Here is a 15,918-nt window from a genome sequence, read left to right as displayed (position 1 = left end):
GTTTCATTCCCTCCAGCTCAGCGTGGGATCGGTGGTGGCCGCGCGCGGCTCGCCGGTCCAGGCAAAGCGGTAGGTGAGGTTCGTTTCACCTGCGGGAAGGTTAGCGGCCACGCTATTGCGCCCTTCTTTCAAAGTGCCCCCGACAGGCAGCGGATCACGGAGGTCCACGCCCTCCAGGGCGCGCGGCGTGGTCAGTTTCAGCGTGACCACGTAACCGCCGTCCACGGCGTAGACGGCTTTTTCCAGCGTCACGTCACCTGCCGTCAGCGTGGTCCGGCGCAGCGCCGAAACCTCGCCGCCCAGCGGGGCCAGCGGGAAGTCCACCCCGGTCAGGCCATTCACGAACACCGTCTGGGTGCCGCTCAGGCCGCCGTCGCGCGGCACATGCAGCGGCGGGTACGGGGTGGTCAGGGGGTCCAGGCGCAGCGCCTGCGTGCCGTTGGCCACGTTGGCAAAGCTGTAGCGGCCCCCCACGTCGGTCAGGGTCTGGCGGCCCCCGGCCAGCAGCACGCGGGCGCGCGGCAGCGGGGCGTCCAGCCCTTCCTGGTAGCGCCCGTCGCGGTTGCGGTCCACGTACACCAGACCCAGGATGTCCGACAGCGGCGCGAAGTTCAGCAGCTTGAGCTTGACCGTGGCCACCGCCCGGTTGCTGGCAATCGCGCGGGCCACGCCCCCGGCCCCGACGCCGCTGACGGTCACGGTGTTGACCAGTTCGCCCAGGGCGTCGGGGGTCACGCGCGTGTCGTAGGCCAGCGTGATGGGCACCCCGGCTTTCAGTTCGGCCACGGCCCAGGTCAGCACGCCGCCCGTGATCTGCGGATCGGCAATCGGCTGGCCGTCCAGCTTGCTGCTGCCGGGGATGTAGCTCAGGCCCTTGGCGGGCGTGTCGTTGATCTGCGCGTCGATGATGGACGTGGTGGCCGATTTGTTGGTGACGGTCAGGGTGTAGGTCAGGCGGTCCCCTGGCGTCACCTCGGGGGCGTTCACGTCCTTGAGGACGGCCAGCTTAGCGGTCCACACCGGGGTCATGACCTCATTGCTGTTCAGCGAGTCCGGGGTCTGGGTGCTGACCATCTGAAAGATGTTCTTGAGGGCCTCGCCGTCCACCACGCGGGCGCTGACGGACGTGACCACAGTCAGCACGCGTGTCTCATTGGGGGCCAGCGTGCCCAGCGTCCAATTGACCGTCTGCGCGCCTTCTGAGCCGGTGCTGAGGCCACCGTCCGTGGCGCTCACGAAGTCCAGATGGGCGGTCAGTTTGTCGCTCACCACCACGCCGGTCAGCGGGCGGCTGTAGGGATTGCGTACCATGAGGCGATAAGTGATGGTGTCGCCCGCCGCCACCGTCGCGCCTGCGGGCAGGGTCACCGTCGCCCCGCCGTCTTTCGCGGTGGCCACATACGACTTGACCAGTTCGGGCAGACCGCTCTCGACGCTCTGCACGGCGTCTGCGGTGGCGTTGCTGGTTCCCCGGTCCCCCTTGATGGTAATGAGGGCGTCCAGCGGCCCCGTCTGCGCGGCGCTGTAGCACACGCGCACTGGGGCGCTCTGGCCCGCATCCAGGGGGAGCGGCTGCGCGAGGGGCTGACCGTCCTGGCCGTAAAAAGTGGCCGACGCGCCGCCCGTGGGATAGCTCACGCTCAGGGTAAAGGCGTCCTTCACGTCACCCGTATTTTTTGCGGTGTGGTCAAAGCAGACCGGCTGGCCCACCACGGCCAGCGCCCTGCTCTGACGGTCTGCGGCGCTGCCTTCGGGGGCCTCGGGATTGCCCTCTGGACCGATGGCGACGGCAGGCAGGTAGCGCACATCCACTTTCGCCGTATCCATGACCGTGGTCTTGCCGGTCAGGGCGGTGGCGGTGTTGGGGATGATCTTGTTTTCCGCGCTGGCATCGGCGCGCATGCGGAAGGTCAGGGTCAGGTCCGCGCCGGGGGCCAGGCTGGGCACGCGCACGCGCACGCCGCGCACCACGGCTGCGGGGGCGGCAACCCAATCCACTCCGTCGGCGGTGTATTCCAGCGTGCCCACATTGCTGCTGGCGCTGCCCGCCACGAAGGTGAGTCCCTGCGCCAGTTGCTCGGTCAGAATGTCGGTCAGGATCACCTCGCGGCTCTGGCCCTTGCCGCCGTTGGTGGTCTTGACCGTCACGGTGGTCTCACTACCGGGGCGCAGCAGCGCGGGCGAGAAGCTCTTGCTCACAGCCAGTTCGGGGGGTGGGCTGATCTTCACCACGCTGACGTTGTTGCTGTCGCTCTGCCCACCCGCGCATCCGGCCACCAGATTCACGAAGGCGTCCCCGGCGCTGATCGCGTCCACCAGCAGCAGCACGTCCGCGCTCTTATCGGCGTCCAGCGTCACGCTGCTGATCTCCGGCTCGTTCGCGTCGGCTATACCGTTGCCGTTCAGGTCCAGCACCAGTTTCAGGCCGGGGGTGGAAGTGCCGCCCGCCTCTGTCCGGGCAGACACGCCAAAGGTGGATGTGGCGTTGCCCGCGTTGACGATTTTGTAGACGAAAGTCGCCGCCTCGCCGGGCAGCAGGGCCGCGCTCTGGCCGGGCTGGGCCACCGTGCCGTCGGGGGTCACGCTCAGGGCACACACGGCAGAAACGGTGGTCTGCACGACGTTGGACACGGAGACCATCGGCTGGTTGGTATCGGGCGACAGGAACTCGGCCTGCGCCTGGTTGGTGATCACCGTACCGGCAGGGGTCAGGCTTTGTGCGCCCGCGTGTGCGCCGGGCAGGAGCAGGCCCAGCAGCAGTGCGGGAAGGATGAATCGGGAGCGGGTCATGGGGCTTCTCCTTGGGAGGATCGGGGTGGGGTTGGCACGGGCACGAAAATGTGCGTGGGGGCAAAACTGGGGGTGGAGCAAATGGGATTTCTGTTGTTGTGTGGGAGGGACGGTTCTTCACCATCATGTAACGAAAAAGCGCGCCCCACACAGAGGCAGGGCGCGCACGAGGGGGGGGGCTTACTTGACCTTGACGCTGATGTCGAGCTGTACGCTGGCCCCGGTGGGGACCACGTCACCTGCGGTGGGAGCGTTGTTGGTGCCCAGGGTGCCGTCGGTGTTGACGTAGACCCAGACGCCGTTGGCCGCCGTGACGCTGGCCGCTGTGACGCTGGTGGCCCAGGTGGTGCCGCCGTCGGTGCTGAAGTAGGCCGCAGCTCCGACTCCGAAGCCAGTGAGGGTCGCGCTCGCCGACTGGAAGTCGCTGTAGGTGTACACGTTGGTGGTGCCGAGGCTGTTGGAATCCTTCAGGACGAAATTCTTGACCGGAGCGTTGTAGTTGTTCTTGGCGACGATGGCGAAGTTGAGCGTGTCCTTGGGGTTGGCGGTCTTGGGGTTCTTCGCGGCTGCCGTACCGATGAAGGTGGCATCGATCGCGGCATTGATGCGGGAGTACTTGTCCACCGCCAAGCTACCGACGGCCTTGATGGTGATCTGGTCCTTGACGCTGTCGGTAACGACCGCGCCCGAGTAGTTGGCGGTGGCCTTCTGCACAAAGGTGTAGTCGGCAGTGGCGCTGGGGGTGGTGACGTCGGGCGAAGTGCCGTCGGTGGCGGCAGCAGTGGCGGGCACGTCCAAGACGGCGTAGACCGTCAGCTTGGTGTTGTCCTGCACCACGGGAGTGAAATAGTCGCCCGCCGTGTTGGTGGGCAGCGGCGTACCAGTTGCGTCCACGTACTTGACCTTGACAGCCGTGGTGGTGCCGTCCTTATTGCGGAAGGTGATGGTGTCCGACTGGAGGGTGTAGGTGTCGTTGTACTCGCCCGTGTTGCTGATGATCATCGGGAACACGACGGTGCGGTCGGTGTTGATGCCCGCGTCGGTGACCGGCGCAGTGGAGGCGGTGGCGCTGGGGTCGGCGGTCTGGGCGTTGCCACCCGGACCCGTCAGGCTGCCGTCGGGATTGGTACCGGTGTTGGGCACGTCACCGAACTGGAGGCCGGGGGGCACGATCTTGTCGGTGGTGGTGGCGTCGGCCTTAACCGCGCCCGCCTTGTTGCCCGAGCTGACGCCGACCAGAATGGTGGTCGGCACCGGGTCGATGGCACTGATCGGGAAGGTGCTGACCAGGGTGCGGTAAGGCGTCGAGCCACCACTCGGGACCGTCAGGACGGGGTAGCCGTTGGCATCCAGCGGCAGGGCGGTGCCGGTGCTGCTCAGGAACCTGACGGTGGTACCGTCCGTCAGGGTAAAGACGCCCGTGGTGGTGTTGAGAGTACCGATGGGGTTGTTGGTGGCATCGGTGGGGAACAGCCTGACGGTATCGGACAGCGTGCTGTTGTTGTTCTTGACCACGTTGCTGAAGGTTACGGTGGTGGTACCGGAGATGGGGTAGGCGATCTGGTTGTTGCCCGCGATGTTCTGGGCAATCGCCGTACTCGGCGTTGTGGGGTCCGAGTAGCCACTGGTGGACGGATCGGGTTTGGTGGGATCGGTGCTGACGGGCGTGCCGGGGGGGCTCACTGGGTTGTCGGGCGTGCCGGGGGTCGTCGGGGTAGGCGGCGTGACGGTGTTGCCCGTCGCGGGGTTCGGGTTGGGCGTGTTGGTCAGGGCTGGGATGAAGATGGTTGCCAGGGTGAACTGCAAGTCGCCGTTGGCCGCAGGCGTGACGGGCGTGTTGACGTTGCTGCTTTCGTTGTAGACCGGGAACTGCACAGTGCCGGTGGTGACGGCAGGAGCCGTGCCCTTGGGGCTGGCCGCGTAGGTCTGGCCTGCTGTGGCCACAGTAGGAATGGTGATGACCTGAACGATTTCTTTCGTGCCGCCGTTGGCGAGCGTCACCGAGAAGATTTCGTTGGCGAAGGTCGTGTCGGTCTTCAGGTAGTACTTGACGCTGGTGGGGGCCGTACCGGTGCCGGTGGTGTCGGCGACGATGTTGACCACATAGTTGTCGATGTTGCTATTGTTGACGACCGTGTAGGCGGTCACGACCGTCGCGCCAGCCAGCGTGTTGGGCCTGTTGTATTCGGTGTAGGTGGCCGGAACGGCAGCGGTGGTGCCGTCGGCGCTGCTGTCACTGTAGACGATATCGAAACCGGTGATCGGCGTGACGGTGGTGTTGACCGTGTTAGAAGTCACCGGAGTGGCCGCGTTGCCCGTGCTCGGATCAGTGAAGGTGGCGGTGGCCGTGTTGGTGATGACCGTCCCGGCGGTGGTGCCTGCACTGGTAGCGGTGGGGGCGGGCGCAGCTAAGGCGGTGCCTGCGGCTAGGGCGGACATCATGATCAGAAACTTGGGGTTCACTTTCACGGTAAATCTCCTTTGTGCTTCAGCCTTTGTCGGCCTGGGCGTCGTGCTGGGGTAGGGTCAAATCTGGGTTGAGCCTTGGACGGAGTGGGGCTTACTTGACCTGAATGCGGTACCCAAGCTCCAGCGTCTGGCCGGGGCCAAGTTCAGCCACGGTCCAGCGCACGGCGTTGTACTCGCTGGGCCTCACCTCCACCTCCTTCTGCACGGACTTGCCGTTCTCGGTCACGGTGATGGTCTTTTTCAGGGGCGCGGCGGCGAAGGTCTTGCCGCCGTCGATGGAGTACATGGTTCTGGTGCCGTCCAGACCCTTCTCGGGTGCCAGATACACGGTGTTTTTAGGCACGGGCAGTTGCACGGGCAGATCGCGGATGGCTTTGGCGGTGGCGTTTTTCACGCTGATCACCTGGCTGATCACGTCGCCGGGGTTGACGCTGCCGGGATTGGGCAGCAGTTGCTCGGTGGGCTTGCCGTCGATCTTGATGGTCTTGACCGCCAGCATGCTCAACTTCAGGCTGACGGGGCCACCTCCCTGGGCAAACGCACTGACTGCGCCGCAGAGCAGCAGCGTGACGAGCAGTGTGGGCGCATGGCGTTTCATGGGGGGTCTCCTGTAAAGATGAACTCGGGGTGAAGGCACGGTCGAAGTGTCAGTCGGGCTTCTTTTCCTGAACTGAGGTTAAAAATCTTGCTCTTACGCATCACTTACATATCCGGCTGGCATTCGCCAACAGCTCTGCATGCAGTCAAATTAATGAGAAAAATGAGAATATAAAGATGACGCTGGAATCCATTCCAGACAGGATTTTTCACAACATCAGAATTCATGTTCGGCTGGGAAGATCAGAAAATCCCCCCGCCGGGGGGACCCAGGGGGATAGCTTTTTAATGTGTGGGTTGCCCTCCAGCTCCGTATGAAGGGCTACAGAGTCAATTCGCGTCCCACACGGCGTCCGACTGGGAGCGCGGTCAGCAAGACCTCGTGTTTGCCGGTCACGAACACCCGAAAGCCACGCTTTTGCAGATCGCGGCGGGTGTCGGTCACGTCGGCGCACAGCAGGCTCAGGTCCGGGCGCGCAAAATTCTTCATGCGTGCGCCGTAACTGAGCAGGCCGTCACGGTAACGGGCATTCGGAAAGCCCAGCACCAGTCCGCCGGTTTCGCTCAGATGGTGCCTGCACAGCGCTTTGAGAAGCACGTCGCGCCGCACCCCCGGACTCTGGAGCAGGCTCAGGGCCAGGATCAGATCGAAGCGCCCCAGCGCAGGAACTGGCAATTCAGCCACGTCCAGTTCCAGAAATTCCGCACGCGGAAATCTGCCGCGCGCTACAGCCAGCGCCGAGGCATCGGTGTCTATGCCAACAACCTCAAAGTGTCGATCCAGAGAGTCTTGATCCGGGGTGGGCCGTTCAGGAAAGGCCAGCGCCAGCGCGTTCAGCTCGCGCCCGCTGTTCACACCCAGCGCCAGCACGCGCCCCCCCGCCGGGGGATCAATCCGCCGCAGCGCCTCCACCAGCGTCAGCAGCAGCACCGGATCTTCCAGCTTGTCCACCCGCGTCCAATCTCCGTCTGCGCCGTAGCCGCCTGCATCGGGGGCAGGCGCGGCAGCGTAACGGCGCAGGCCGAAGCGTGCGCGGCCCGGCCCGGACGGCTGTGGCGTCAGCAGGTGTGCGCCCAGCGCGTCGGCCAGATCGGCCCAGGTACTCCAGGGCCGATGCCGCCCGGCGGGGCCAGCCGCGCCCGTGTACAGCTCGCCCGCATAAAGACCCAGCCCCGCGTCGGGATCGGGCACTTCGAGGGTGACCTCTTCCCCACCCTCCAGCGCTGCACGCACGGCGGGAATGATCTCCGACAGCGGTTCCACGGTAAACGAGAGGTGGGGCATCGGGGTCAGCATACGGGGTGGGGGCGTTCTGGGGCCAAAAAAATCCCCACCCGCAGGCAGGGAAGGGAAAACTGCAAGAAGAAGGGGAGCCAGCAACGGCCCCCCTTCTGATGAGATGAGTCCTGCTCTGGCTTACTTGCCGCCCAGAGCGGAACCGAGTTGACGCAGACCTTCCTGATCCTCTGCGGGTGCTGCGGACGCCAGCTTGCTGGTCTCGCTGCCCAGATCGGGCAACATCGCGGCTGCGCCGGCCAGGTCGCCGCCTTCCAGCGCGCCCTTGAGCTTGGCCAGCATGCCGGTCACGCTTTCCGCACCGGGAACGCCGTCCAGCGTGCTGTGCCAGCTCGTGACGTTGCTCACTGCCGTCTGGGCATCTACGCCCGCTACGCCGCCCGAAAGGGCCTGGATGGTCTGCTGTAATTGCTGATTCATTCTTGTACCTCCTTGAATTGATCTTGCCTGCCTATGTAACGCCCAACAGAAAGCGCAGTCTGTACGCGGGGCTGCCCTGTGAAAGTCAGCTCAAGGCTGTGCAGGAGGGCAAATTGCCGTAAATCATACGGTTGTGGAGCGGCATCTGGGCTGGGCTGGGCAGCGTGACCACCCCTCCTTTTCAGACCGGTGAAGAACTCGAAGACCTGTTGATCCGGGTCTTCCTGAAAGCCGCCGATCCTGGCCCCACGCAAGGGCGGCTGGCCCTGACCTTTGCCATCCATGACCCGGACGCGTGGCTGCGGGTGGACGGCAGGGACGGTCAGACCGCCGCGCTGAGCCGGGGACAGGCCGCCCGCGAAGCAGAGAGTGAGCTGACCTTCGCCATGAGCGGCGAGACGGCCCACGCGTTCTGGCGCGGCGAACTGAATGCGGTGGCGGCTATGACCGCCGGAAAGCTGAAGATCAGCGGACCGCTGCTGCGCGCCCTGGCCCTCGCACCGGGGCTGACGAAGGTGCAGGCGGCCTACCGCGCAGAAACCGGCGGGTAAGCGTCTTCTGCCGGGTCTACTGCCAGCGCTCCCGGTCCTCGCCCGCCGTGCCCAGCAGCAACGGGCGCAGTTCACCAATCAGGTACAGGCTGCCGCAGGCCAGCGCCAGCGGGGCCTTCAGGGCGGCCAGCACAGTCAGCGCCTCTCGCGGCGAATCGGTCAGCGTGACGGGCAACCCCGCGAACAGCGGGGCAAGGTCCGCCGCCGTCGCCGCACGCGGGCTGAGGGTGGCCCGCGTCAGAACCGCGTGCGAGACGTGTGGGCGCAGGGCCTCCACCACGCCGCCCACATCCTTGTCGCCCGCCGCACCGAAGATGACGGGCAGGGGCGGGACGCCCAGTTCGAGCAGGGTTGCGACCAGTGCCCGCGCGCCATCGGGGTTGTGTGCGCCGTCCAGCAATATGCGGGCACCCAGGCCACCTGAAGGCAACACTTCGAGGCGTCCGGGCCAGCTTGCCGCCGCCACACCCGCCCGGATCGCCGTCTCGCCCACGCCCAGCCGCCACGCCGCCGCCGCCGCCAGCGCCGCATTTCGCGCTCCGTGTGCGCCCAGCAGCGGGGTCCGGAATTCCAGGGCACTGTCCGGCAGCTTCAGGCCCACCTCTACGCCCTGCCAGCCCAAGGAACGGGTCTGAACCCGCACCTCCTGCCCCAGCGCCCACAGGTCCGCTCCAGTGGCCCGCAACAGGGGGAGGAGGTCTGCTGCCACACCCGTTATAGCAGGGCGGCCTGGGCGCAGAATCCCAGCTTTCTCAGCGGCAATCGCTGCCAGCGTGTTTCCCAGGATCTCGGTGTGGTCCAGCGCCACGTTGGTGATCACGCTCAGCACGGGGTCCAGAGCATTGGTGGAATCCAGGCGTCCGCCCAGACCCACCTCCATCACAGCCACTTCAACGCCCGCCTCCGCGAACAGCAGTGCACCCAGCGCCGTGACGATCTCAAAGAACGTCGCGCCCGTATCTTCGGCGTGGGGGCGCAGGCGGTCCAGCCCTGCACCGACGGTCTCTGCGGGCAATTCCTGGCCGTCCACCTGAAAACGCTCGGCAAAGTGGGTCAGGTGAGGACTGGTAAAGAGGCCCGTGCGCCGCCCGTCCACCTTCAGAATGGCCGCCAGCACCGCCGCCGTGCTGCCCTTGCCGTTGGTGCCCCCCACCAGCACAGTCTGAAAGGCACGCTGCGGATCACCCACGCGGGCCAGCAGTTCCTGCACGCGCCCCAGCCCCGGATGCACGCCGAAGCGCTGGCGGGCGAACAGCCAGTTCAGGTGTTCATCGGGATTCAGGAGTGCGTCTCGAAATGCTTTTCCAGCGCGGGCACGATCTGTTTCTTGCGGCTGATGCGCCCTCCCAGATCGGCCACACCGTCCAGCGTGGGGGCACCGAAAACCTGCTGCACCACCGCTGCCTCGGCCTCACCTGCCACCAGCATCCGGTTGGTCTCGTTCAGGATGTCCACCACGCCCAGCAGCACGCCGTCCAGGCCGTCGGCAGCCTTCGCGGCCCGCATGGCGTCCAGCAACTCGGCCTGCCGCCCAAACACATAGCCGGGGTTGGTGGTCTCGATCACGCCCAGGCCCCAGCTTTGCGGCCTCGCCGGATCGCCGAAGGGAAAGACCTTGTAATCCATCTTCAACAGCTCGGCGGCGGGCGTGTCGCCCAGATCGCTCTTGGCGGCAAACATCTCCAGCGCGTAGGCCGTCACGTCACGCAGCCCGGCAATCGGGGCCAGGAACGCCACCGCCTCGCGGTCATCGGGGGTGGTGGTGGGACTGCGGAAGTGCAGGGTATCGCTGAGAATGGCACTGAGAAGCAGCCAGGCGTCGGCCTGTTCCACTTTCAGGCGGGCCTCACGGTGCAGCTTGAGCAGCAGCGTGGCCGTGCAGCCGACAGGTTCAAAGCGCAGAAAGGCGGGCTGCATGGTGGTCAGGTCCCCCAGCTTGTGGTGATCGACTACCCGCGTCACCTGAAGGTCCGTCAGATTGGGCGCGGACTGGGCGCGCTCATTGTGGTCCACCAGGGCCACCGCCGTACCGGCTTCCAGCACGGGCAGCGGCGGCGGGGCCTCCACACCGGCCTTTTGCAGCACGAACGGGGTCTCGAAGTTCAAGTCGCCCAGGCGGTAAGCCTGAGCGTCTATGCCCTGCCGCGACAGCAGGTGGGCGTACACCAGCGCGGAGGCGATGGCGTCGGTATCTGGGTTGAGGTGTCCGAACACGTGAAGCATGGGGGGAGTTTAGCGGCTGCGGCGGGGGCGGGCATCCCGACAGAGAAAGACAGGGACAAACAGCAGAACAAAGATAATGAAAAACCCCCGCACTGGGCGGGGGCCTTTAGGAAACAGGACGAGGGGTGGAGTTACGCGGTCAAGCGGATGGGGCTTAGAAGTTGACCTTGTAGCTGATCTTGAAGACCTGGCCGCGTGCATCGGCAGGAGCCGTGGTGGCATTGCCGCCGCGCAGACGCAGGTTGCCCACGCCGTAGCCGAAGGACAGATCGTAGTAGTTGCCTTCCACGTACAGCAGGTCCTGGCTGACGCGTGCGCCGCCGGTGTTGACGTCGGAGTACTTGCCCGCCGTATCGGTCACGAAGGGGGTGTAGGCGCGGTTGGTGCCCTGGTAGCCAGCGTAGTAAACGGCCAGCTTGGTGTTGGGCAGCAGGAACTCGTTGAGCTTGACGCCCGCCGAGTACTTGAGGGCATTCGAGGTGAAATCCTGGTTGGTGTTGCCGGGAACGGTGTTGCCAGGATTCTGGTAGTTGCCGTAGTCGTGGCTGCGGGTGTAGTACCCGACCTGACCCTCGAAGCTGGGCTTGAAGATCACGTTCAGAGAATCGGTGACGACCTTGACGCCGATGGCCGCAGCATTGCTGTTGTTCACGCCGTTGGTGTTGACCGCCAGATCGGTGCGGTTACGCTCGTTGTCGGTGTAACGGTCGATGCCGAAGGCAGCCTTAACGTCCACCTGTGCGATACCGATCTTCTTGCCGTACAGCACGTCGCCGTAGGTGAAGCCGTTGCTGAAGGTGTTGGTGAAGTTGCGGAAGCGGGAGGCGTAGCCCACCCGGAAGGTCAGGTCCTTGACCAGTGCGTTGGCGTCCTTGCCGTTGTGGGACAGTTCCGCACCGTACTCGGTGTAGCAGGTCTTGTCGGTGAAGTTCGCCAGCGAGAAGCTCAGTGCGCCGCCCACACCGTCGGTGTCGGAAGAAGCGATACCGGGGTGATCGGCTCCGCAGCCGTTGGAATCCAGGAACTCGTTGTTCGCCAGACCGAAGTAGCTGTTGTACTTGCTGTTGCGGAAGAGCTGGGCGTCGCTCTGGGTCCGCACGCCACCGATGGACACGTAGTTGTAGTAAGCACCGACGGCCAGGCCGAAGCCGGGGGTAACGTCTGCACGCACGCTGTAGCGGGTGCCGTTGCCGTCCACGGTGTTCGTTTTGTCGTAGGCATTGACGGCCTTGTTGAACTGGTAGTAACCGCCGCGCACCGTCACCAGATTGAACAGGTTGGCCTTGGCCGCCACACCCAGATCGGTGATCAGGCTGTCCGCCGTGTTAGCGTTGTTGGTTTCGCGGTCGTAGTACGCACCCAGGGCCACGGGGCCGAGCGCGCCGCCGACCTTGACGCCAAAGCCGTTCTGGTCGTTGTGGTAAGGCGCGGTGCTGCCGTTGTCGCTGTCGTCAGGATCGGCTTCCATGATGCCAGCCTGGGCGTTGTAACCAGCGGTGATGTTGCGGTAGTTGGCGTTGTAGACCTTGACGGGTCCCAGGGTGCCTGCAACCTTGCCGTAGAACGCGCGCTGGGTGGCGGACGAGTTGGTGGCAACGCCCGTACCCTGTGCGTAGCTGGTGGTGGTCACGTTGCTCTGGGCGTACTCGCTGTCGATCTGCCAGCCAGCGACTGCGCCGTGCAGGTCCGCGCCGAAGGCGGTGACGTTGCTGGTCACGACCACGGTACCGGGCTGAATGGAAGGAACGTTGGCCACTGCGCCGTTCACAGCATTGTTGGTGGCGATCTTGCGACCGGTATCGTCCAGACCTTCCTGAGCGTAGTTCAGGCCAGCCTTCAGGGTGCCGATAGGCGTGATTTCCGCACGGATACCACGGTAGTACTTGTACGCACCAGCGGACAGGCCTGAGGCACGGTTGACGTTGACAGAAGGCGTAGCGGGGTTGTTGTCGGTATCTTCCAGCGCAGAGGTGTACAGGCTGACCGCGTCGGCACCGCCACGGCTACCGTAGACCACCTGGATCACAGGCTTGTAAGCGCCGATCACAGGAACGTTGCTGCCGTCCACCTTGACGATGTAGCCGTCGCCGCGTCCGGTCTTGTCGTTATCGAACAGGTAATCGCTGAACTTGAACTTCAGCGCCTTGCCGAAGGTCACGGTTACAGGAGCGTTGCCCACAGTAAAGGCCGCCGTACCCTGCTTGAAGAAGAAGAACAGTGGGCGGTAAGTGATGCTGTCGCTGTCCGTCACATCGGGGTAGTACGTGCTGCCGTTGACGCCGTTGGCATCTTTGGCACTGCTGGGCAGACCGGCACGCACACCGAAGGTCACGTCGACCTTGTTGACGTTCAGCTTGCCGGCGCTTGGGGTGAAAGCACCCGTAACGCCGCTGGTCGCGGTGTCGATCTTGCCCGCGTTGTCGAAGGTGATGCCGAAGGACAGGGTGGTCTTGCCTTCCTTGTTCACCGGGGTGGCGGCTGCGGTGCTGAAGCCGTAGAAGCTCTGGGCGTTCGCATTGTTCGCAGCGGCGATGTTGGCAGCCGTGGCAATCGGGGTTACGCCAGCAACGGGCACCACAGGTGCGCCAATCGCGCCGCGATCACCGGTCAGATCGGTCCAGTCCACGGCGGTGTCGGCGGTGTCGCCGTCGCCGTCGTCACCCGTGCTGAACACGGTGCCGGGGATCAGGCGGTCAAAGTCCATGTCGCGCGTGCCACGGGCCACGTAGTAGGTGGCGCTCAGGCTGGGGCGCAGGCTAAAGGCGTACTTCTCGAGCTGCTTGACGCGGTTGTCCAGGTCGCCCACCGAGGTTTCCACCTTGGTGACGCGGCCTTCGACGGTGCCCACGCGGCCCGACAGGGTGTCGAAGTCGGCCTTCTGGACCAGATCGGCCTGGGCCGCTTCGATGGCGCTGGTGCGGTCCTGAAGGTTCAGGATGTCCTGGTTCAGCAGCACGGTCAGGTCGTTCAGGGCGGCGATGCTGCTGGCGTTGTCGTCGACATCGGCACGCAGGGTGTCGTAGTCGTCGGCGCGGGCCGTCAGGTCGTCGATCTGGGCCTGGATGTTGGCCAGGGCTTCGGCGTCACCAGCGGGGGCGGTGCCGGTACCAGCAACCAGTTCCTCGACGCGGTTTTCCAGACGGGTGAAGTCGTCGCGGCTAACCGCGTTTTCTTCCAGGTCGCTGACGCGCACGCCCAGGGCGGCAAGATCGGCGGCCAGTTCCTGAATCGCGTTCTGAAGCGCGGTCAGGGTTTCGGCGTCCATGCTGCTGGCGGGGACTTCACCGGTACGCACCTGATCGAGCAGGCGGGCGATGATTACAGCGGCCTCGTAGCGCGTCAGGTTCTGCGTGCCACGGTAGGTGCCGTCGGGGTAGCCCAGGATGATGCCCTGGCTGACCAGACGGTCGATGGCGTCCTTGGCCCAGTGACCGGCGGGAACGTCGGTCAGCGCAGGCACCTGAGGTGCGCTGGCGGGTGCCTCCGTCTGGGCAGCGGCCATGCCGAATGCCAGAGCGGCGGTGAGGACGAGCAAGCTTTTCTTCATATTGAACCCCCAAAGGTTGTCGCGCGCCGGAAGCGATTAAATACGGCTTCTGAAGGTGACGCTGGGGCGAGTTACCGAGTTTCCTCTCCCGGAGTAATTCACCGCTTCGTTCTCTCCCGCCTGCGCAACTGTGTCCTGCAACCTGAGCGCCTCCCCCGAAATGGGTGTACAGGTGTCAGATCAGAATGGATGATACAAGCATGAAGATAGATGGGTCAACCCTGAGAGCGGGATAAATTCGGCATTCCGGGCCACCCGGACTGTTTCTGACCAACTCATGAAGAGATGAGCAACTCATGACAGGCACATTCACCTATAAATGGGGACTGGTTCCGGCGGCGGCTGGACCGGGTTGAACGGCTGAAGCCTCAAGCGCAGCAGAGAACCACTGCGGCAGTTCACCGCCGAAGTAACGCGCACCCCAAGCCCTGGCCCAGACGTCGAATTCACCCGCGACGATGGCCGCCCTGATCCGCTCGACCAGCCGGTGCAGATAACGCAGATTGTGCAGCGAGAGCATGCGCGGGGCCAGCAGTTCCTCTGCGCGGACCAGATGAGCCAGGTAAGCGCGGGTGTAGTGGCGACAGGCGTAGCAATCGCAATCTTCATCGATAGGACGCAGGTCCCGGCGCGGCGCGCTGGAGTTCATGTTCAGCCGCCCCTCGTCGGTCAGCGCGTAGCCGAAACGCCCGGTGCGGGTGGGATACACGCAGTCGAACATGTCCACTCCCAGCGCAATGCCCGCCACCAGATCTTCCGGGTGGCCCACGCCCATCAGATAGCGCGGCTTTTCGGCGGGTAAGCGGGCGGTGGTGAAGTCCACAGCGGGATACATCTCGGCCTTGCTCTCTCCCACGGCCAGACCGCCGATGGCAAATCCAGGGGTGTTGAAGGGAAGGGTCAGGTCCAGACTGAGCTGCCGCAAATCCGAATGAATCCCCCCCTGCACGATGGCAAACAGGGCCTGATCATCCCGTGACTTGAAGGTCAGGCAACGCTCCAGCCAGCGCACCGTGCGTTCCAGACTGCGGGTGATGTAGTCACGCTCTGCCGGAAAGGGCGGGCACTCGTCGAAGGCCATGATCACATCGGCCCCCAGTGCCTGCTGCACCTCGATACTCCGCTCGGGCGTCAATTCCACCAGACTGCCGTCCAGGTGGCTCTTGAACACCACGCCTTCCTCAGCGATCTTGCGGAGGTGGCCCAGACTCATCACCTGAAAGCCGCCGGAATCGGTTAGAAAGGGGCCGGGATAGGCAGTGAAGCCGGGCAGGCCCCCATGTGCTGCCACCAGTTCCTCGCCGGGCCGCAGCATCAGGTGATAGGTATTGCCCAGGATCATCTGCGATCCAATATCCAGCAGTTCCTGTGGACTGATGCCCTTGACCGTACCCTGCGTGCCCACTGGCATAAACATTGGAGTCGTGACGGTGCCATGTGGGGTTGCAAAGCGCGCCACCCGCGCCCGCCCATCCTGATGCTGAACTTCAAACTCGAACATAGCCATATTGTGCCGCATTGAGCAGCCTGAAAATTTTGTGGCAAGCATAAGGAATCCGAACAGCCCTCTCCACTAAGCCCAAAAAGATCGAGATCAACCAACCAACAAAACAGCCCCCTCCGTTATAGAGGGGGCTGTTCTATTAAAACTGTGGAGCGAGAGACGAGATTCGAACTCGCGACATCTACCTTGGCAAGGTAGTGCTCTACCAGCTGAGCTACTCTCGCAGAAACGCGCCTGAGTGTAAACACTGGGGCGCGAGGAAAGAAAAGAAAAAACCCCCGCACTGACCGACTTTTCCGGGATGCTGCCATCCGAGTATCATTGGCGCGGCTGTGTTTCACGGCCCAGTTCGGCATGGGATGGGGTGGTTCCACAGCGCTGTGGGCACGGGGGTGTCTGCATTTGGGGTCCAATCTCAAAAAAAGAGTACAAAAATGGATGCAAGACCAGAGCGTGAAGGTGAGCGAGAGGGGTGGTGCGATTCATCCCTGCTGGGCAGGGATGAAGATGATGGCTGGAG

General features: G+C 64.3%; 10 protein-coding genes, 1 tRNA gene and 1 rRNA gene. 1 reads left to right on the top strand and 11 read right to left on the bottom strand.

The annotated features are described in order from the left end of the window. Positions 1-3 precede the first annotated feature (3 nt). The 5 genes from BOO71_RS06970 to BOO71_RS06950 all read right to left on the bottom strand — a co-directional run bounded on the left by BOO71_RS06970 (position 4) and on the right by BOO71_RS06950 (position 7,573). Entirely contained in the window at positions 4-2,790 is a 2,787-nt protein-coding gene (locus BOO71_RS06970) for a DUF11 domain-containing protein (protein ID WP_075831233.1), read from the bottom strand. A 180-nt stretch (positions 2,791-2,970) separates the two neighbouring features. Continuing rightward, entirely contained in the window at positions 2,971-5,259 is a 2,289-nt protein-coding gene (locus BOO71_RS06965) for a beta strand repeat-containing protein (protein WP_075831232.1), read from the bottom strand. A gap of 91 nt (positions 5,260-5,350) precedes the next feature. After that, positions 5,351-5,857 (bottom strand): hypothetical protein, encoded by a 507-nt coding sequence (locus BOO71_RS06960; RefSeq protein ID WP_075831231.1) that lies wholly within the window; start codon positions 5,855-5,857, stop codon positions 5,351-5,353. A gap of 321 nt (positions 5,858-6,178) precedes the next feature. Beyond that, the gene (locus BOO71_RS06955; RefSeq protein ID WP_075831230.1) at positions 6,179-7,141 is read right to left on the bottom strand and encodes a class I SAM-dependent methyltransferase; all 963 of its coding nucleotides are present in this window, start codon (positions 7,139-7,141) and stop codon (positions 6,179-6,181) included. A 132-nt stretch (positions 7,142-7,273) separates the two neighbouring features. Next, entirely contained in the window at positions 7,274-7,573 is a 300-nt protein-coding gene (locus BOO71_RS06950) for a hypothetical protein (protein ID WP_075831229.1), read from the bottom strand. Between the two features lie 164 nt (positions 7,574-7,737). Here BOO71_RS06950 and BOO71_RS06945 point away from each other — a divergent pair, with 164 nt between their 5' ends. After that, entirely contained in the window at positions 7,738-8,124 is a 387-nt protein-coding gene (locus BOO71_RS06945; RefSeq protein WP_175607386.1) for an SCP2 sterol-binding domain-containing protein, read from the top strand. A gap of 16 nt (positions 8,125-8,140) precedes the next feature. Here the strand turns inward: BOO71_RS06945 and BOO71_RS06940 are convergent, their stop codons facing one another. The 6 genes from BOO71_RS06940 to rrf all read right to left on the bottom strand — a co-directional run bounded on the left by BOO71_RS06940 (position 8,141) and on the right by rrf (position 15,790). Then, positions 8,141-9,355 carry a bifunctional folylpolyglutamate synthase/dihydrofolate synthase gene (locus BOO71_RS06940; protein ID WP_254843067.1) on the bottom strand — a complete coding sequence of 405 codons (1,215 nt, stop codon included), beginning with the start codon at positions 9,353-9,355 and terminating at the stop codon, positions 8,141-8,143. Positions 9,356-9,402: 47 nt separating this feature from the next. Further along, positions 9,403-10,347 carry a manganese-dependent inorganic pyrophosphatase gene (locus BOO71_RS06935; RefSeq protein WP_075831226.1) on the bottom strand — a complete coding sequence of 315 codons (945 nt, stop codon included), beginning with the start codon at positions 10,345-10,347 and terminating at the stop codon, positions 9,403-9,405. 154 nt (positions 10,348-10,501) lie between these two features. Then, complete coding sequence (locus tag BOO71_RS06930; RefSeq protein WP_075831225.1) at positions 10,502-13,894, bottom strand: S-layer homology domain-containing protein; 3,393 nt, start codon at positions 13,892-13,894, stop codon at positions 10,502-10,504. Between the two features lie 313 nt (positions 13,895-14,207). Continuing rightward, entirely contained in the window at positions 14,208-15,395 is a 1,188-nt protein-coding gene (gene tgt / locus BOO71_RS06925; protein ID WP_075831224.1) for a tRNA guanosine(34) transglycosylase Tgt, read from the bottom strand. A 151-nt stretch (positions 15,396-15,546) separates the two neighbouring features. Beyond that, positions 15,547-15,622 (bottom strand) — tRNA-Gly (locus BOO71_RS06920). 51 nt (positions 15,623-15,673) lie between these two features. After that, a 5S ribosomal RNA gene (rrf, locus tag BOO71_RS06915) occupies positions 15,674-15,790 on the bottom strand. Positions 15,791-15,918 lie beyond the last annotated feature (128 nt).

Origin of the sequence: Deinococcus marmoris, assembly GCF_001949125.1 — a bacterium.
Taxonomy (GTDB): Bacteria; Deinococcota; Deinococci; order Deinococcales; family Deinococcaceae; genus Deinococcus; species Deinococcus marmoris_A.
The sequence above is the reverse complement of the archived record's forward strand: the minus strand, read 5'-3'. Positions and strand labels throughout refer to the sequence as shown.

Excerpts from the sequence above, each read along its gene's own strand:
- BOO71_RS06960 (WP_075831231.1), bottom strand. The coding sequence starts at position 5,857 with ATGAAACGCCATGCGCCCACACTGCTCGTCACGCTGCTGCTCTGCGGC.
- BOO71_RS06950 (WP_075831229.1), bottom strand. The coding sequence starts at position 7,573 with ATGAATCAGCAATTACAGCAGACCATCCAGGCCCTTTCGGGCGGCGTA.
- BOO71_RS06935 (WP_075831226.1), bottom strand. The coding sequence starts at position 10,347 with ATGCTTCACGTGTTCGGACACCTCAACCCAGATACCGACGCCATCGCC.
- BOO71_RS06930 (WP_075831225.1), bottom strand. The coding sequence starts at position 13,894 with ATGAAGAAAAGCTTGCTCGTCCTCACCGCCGCTCTGGCATTCGGCATG.
- BOO71_RS06955 (WP_075831230.1), bottom strand. The coding sequence starts at position 7,141 with ATGCCCCACCTCTCGTTTACCGTGGAACCGCTGTCGGAGATCATTCCC.
- BOO71_RS06970 (WP_075831233.1), bottom strand. The coding sequence starts at position 2,790 with ATGACCCGCTCCCGATTCATCCTTCCCGCACTGCTGCTGGGCCTGCTC.
- tgt (WP_075831224.1), bottom strand. The coding sequence starts at position 15,395 with ATGTTCGAGTTTGAAGTTCAGCATCAGGATGGGCGGGCGCGGGTGGCG.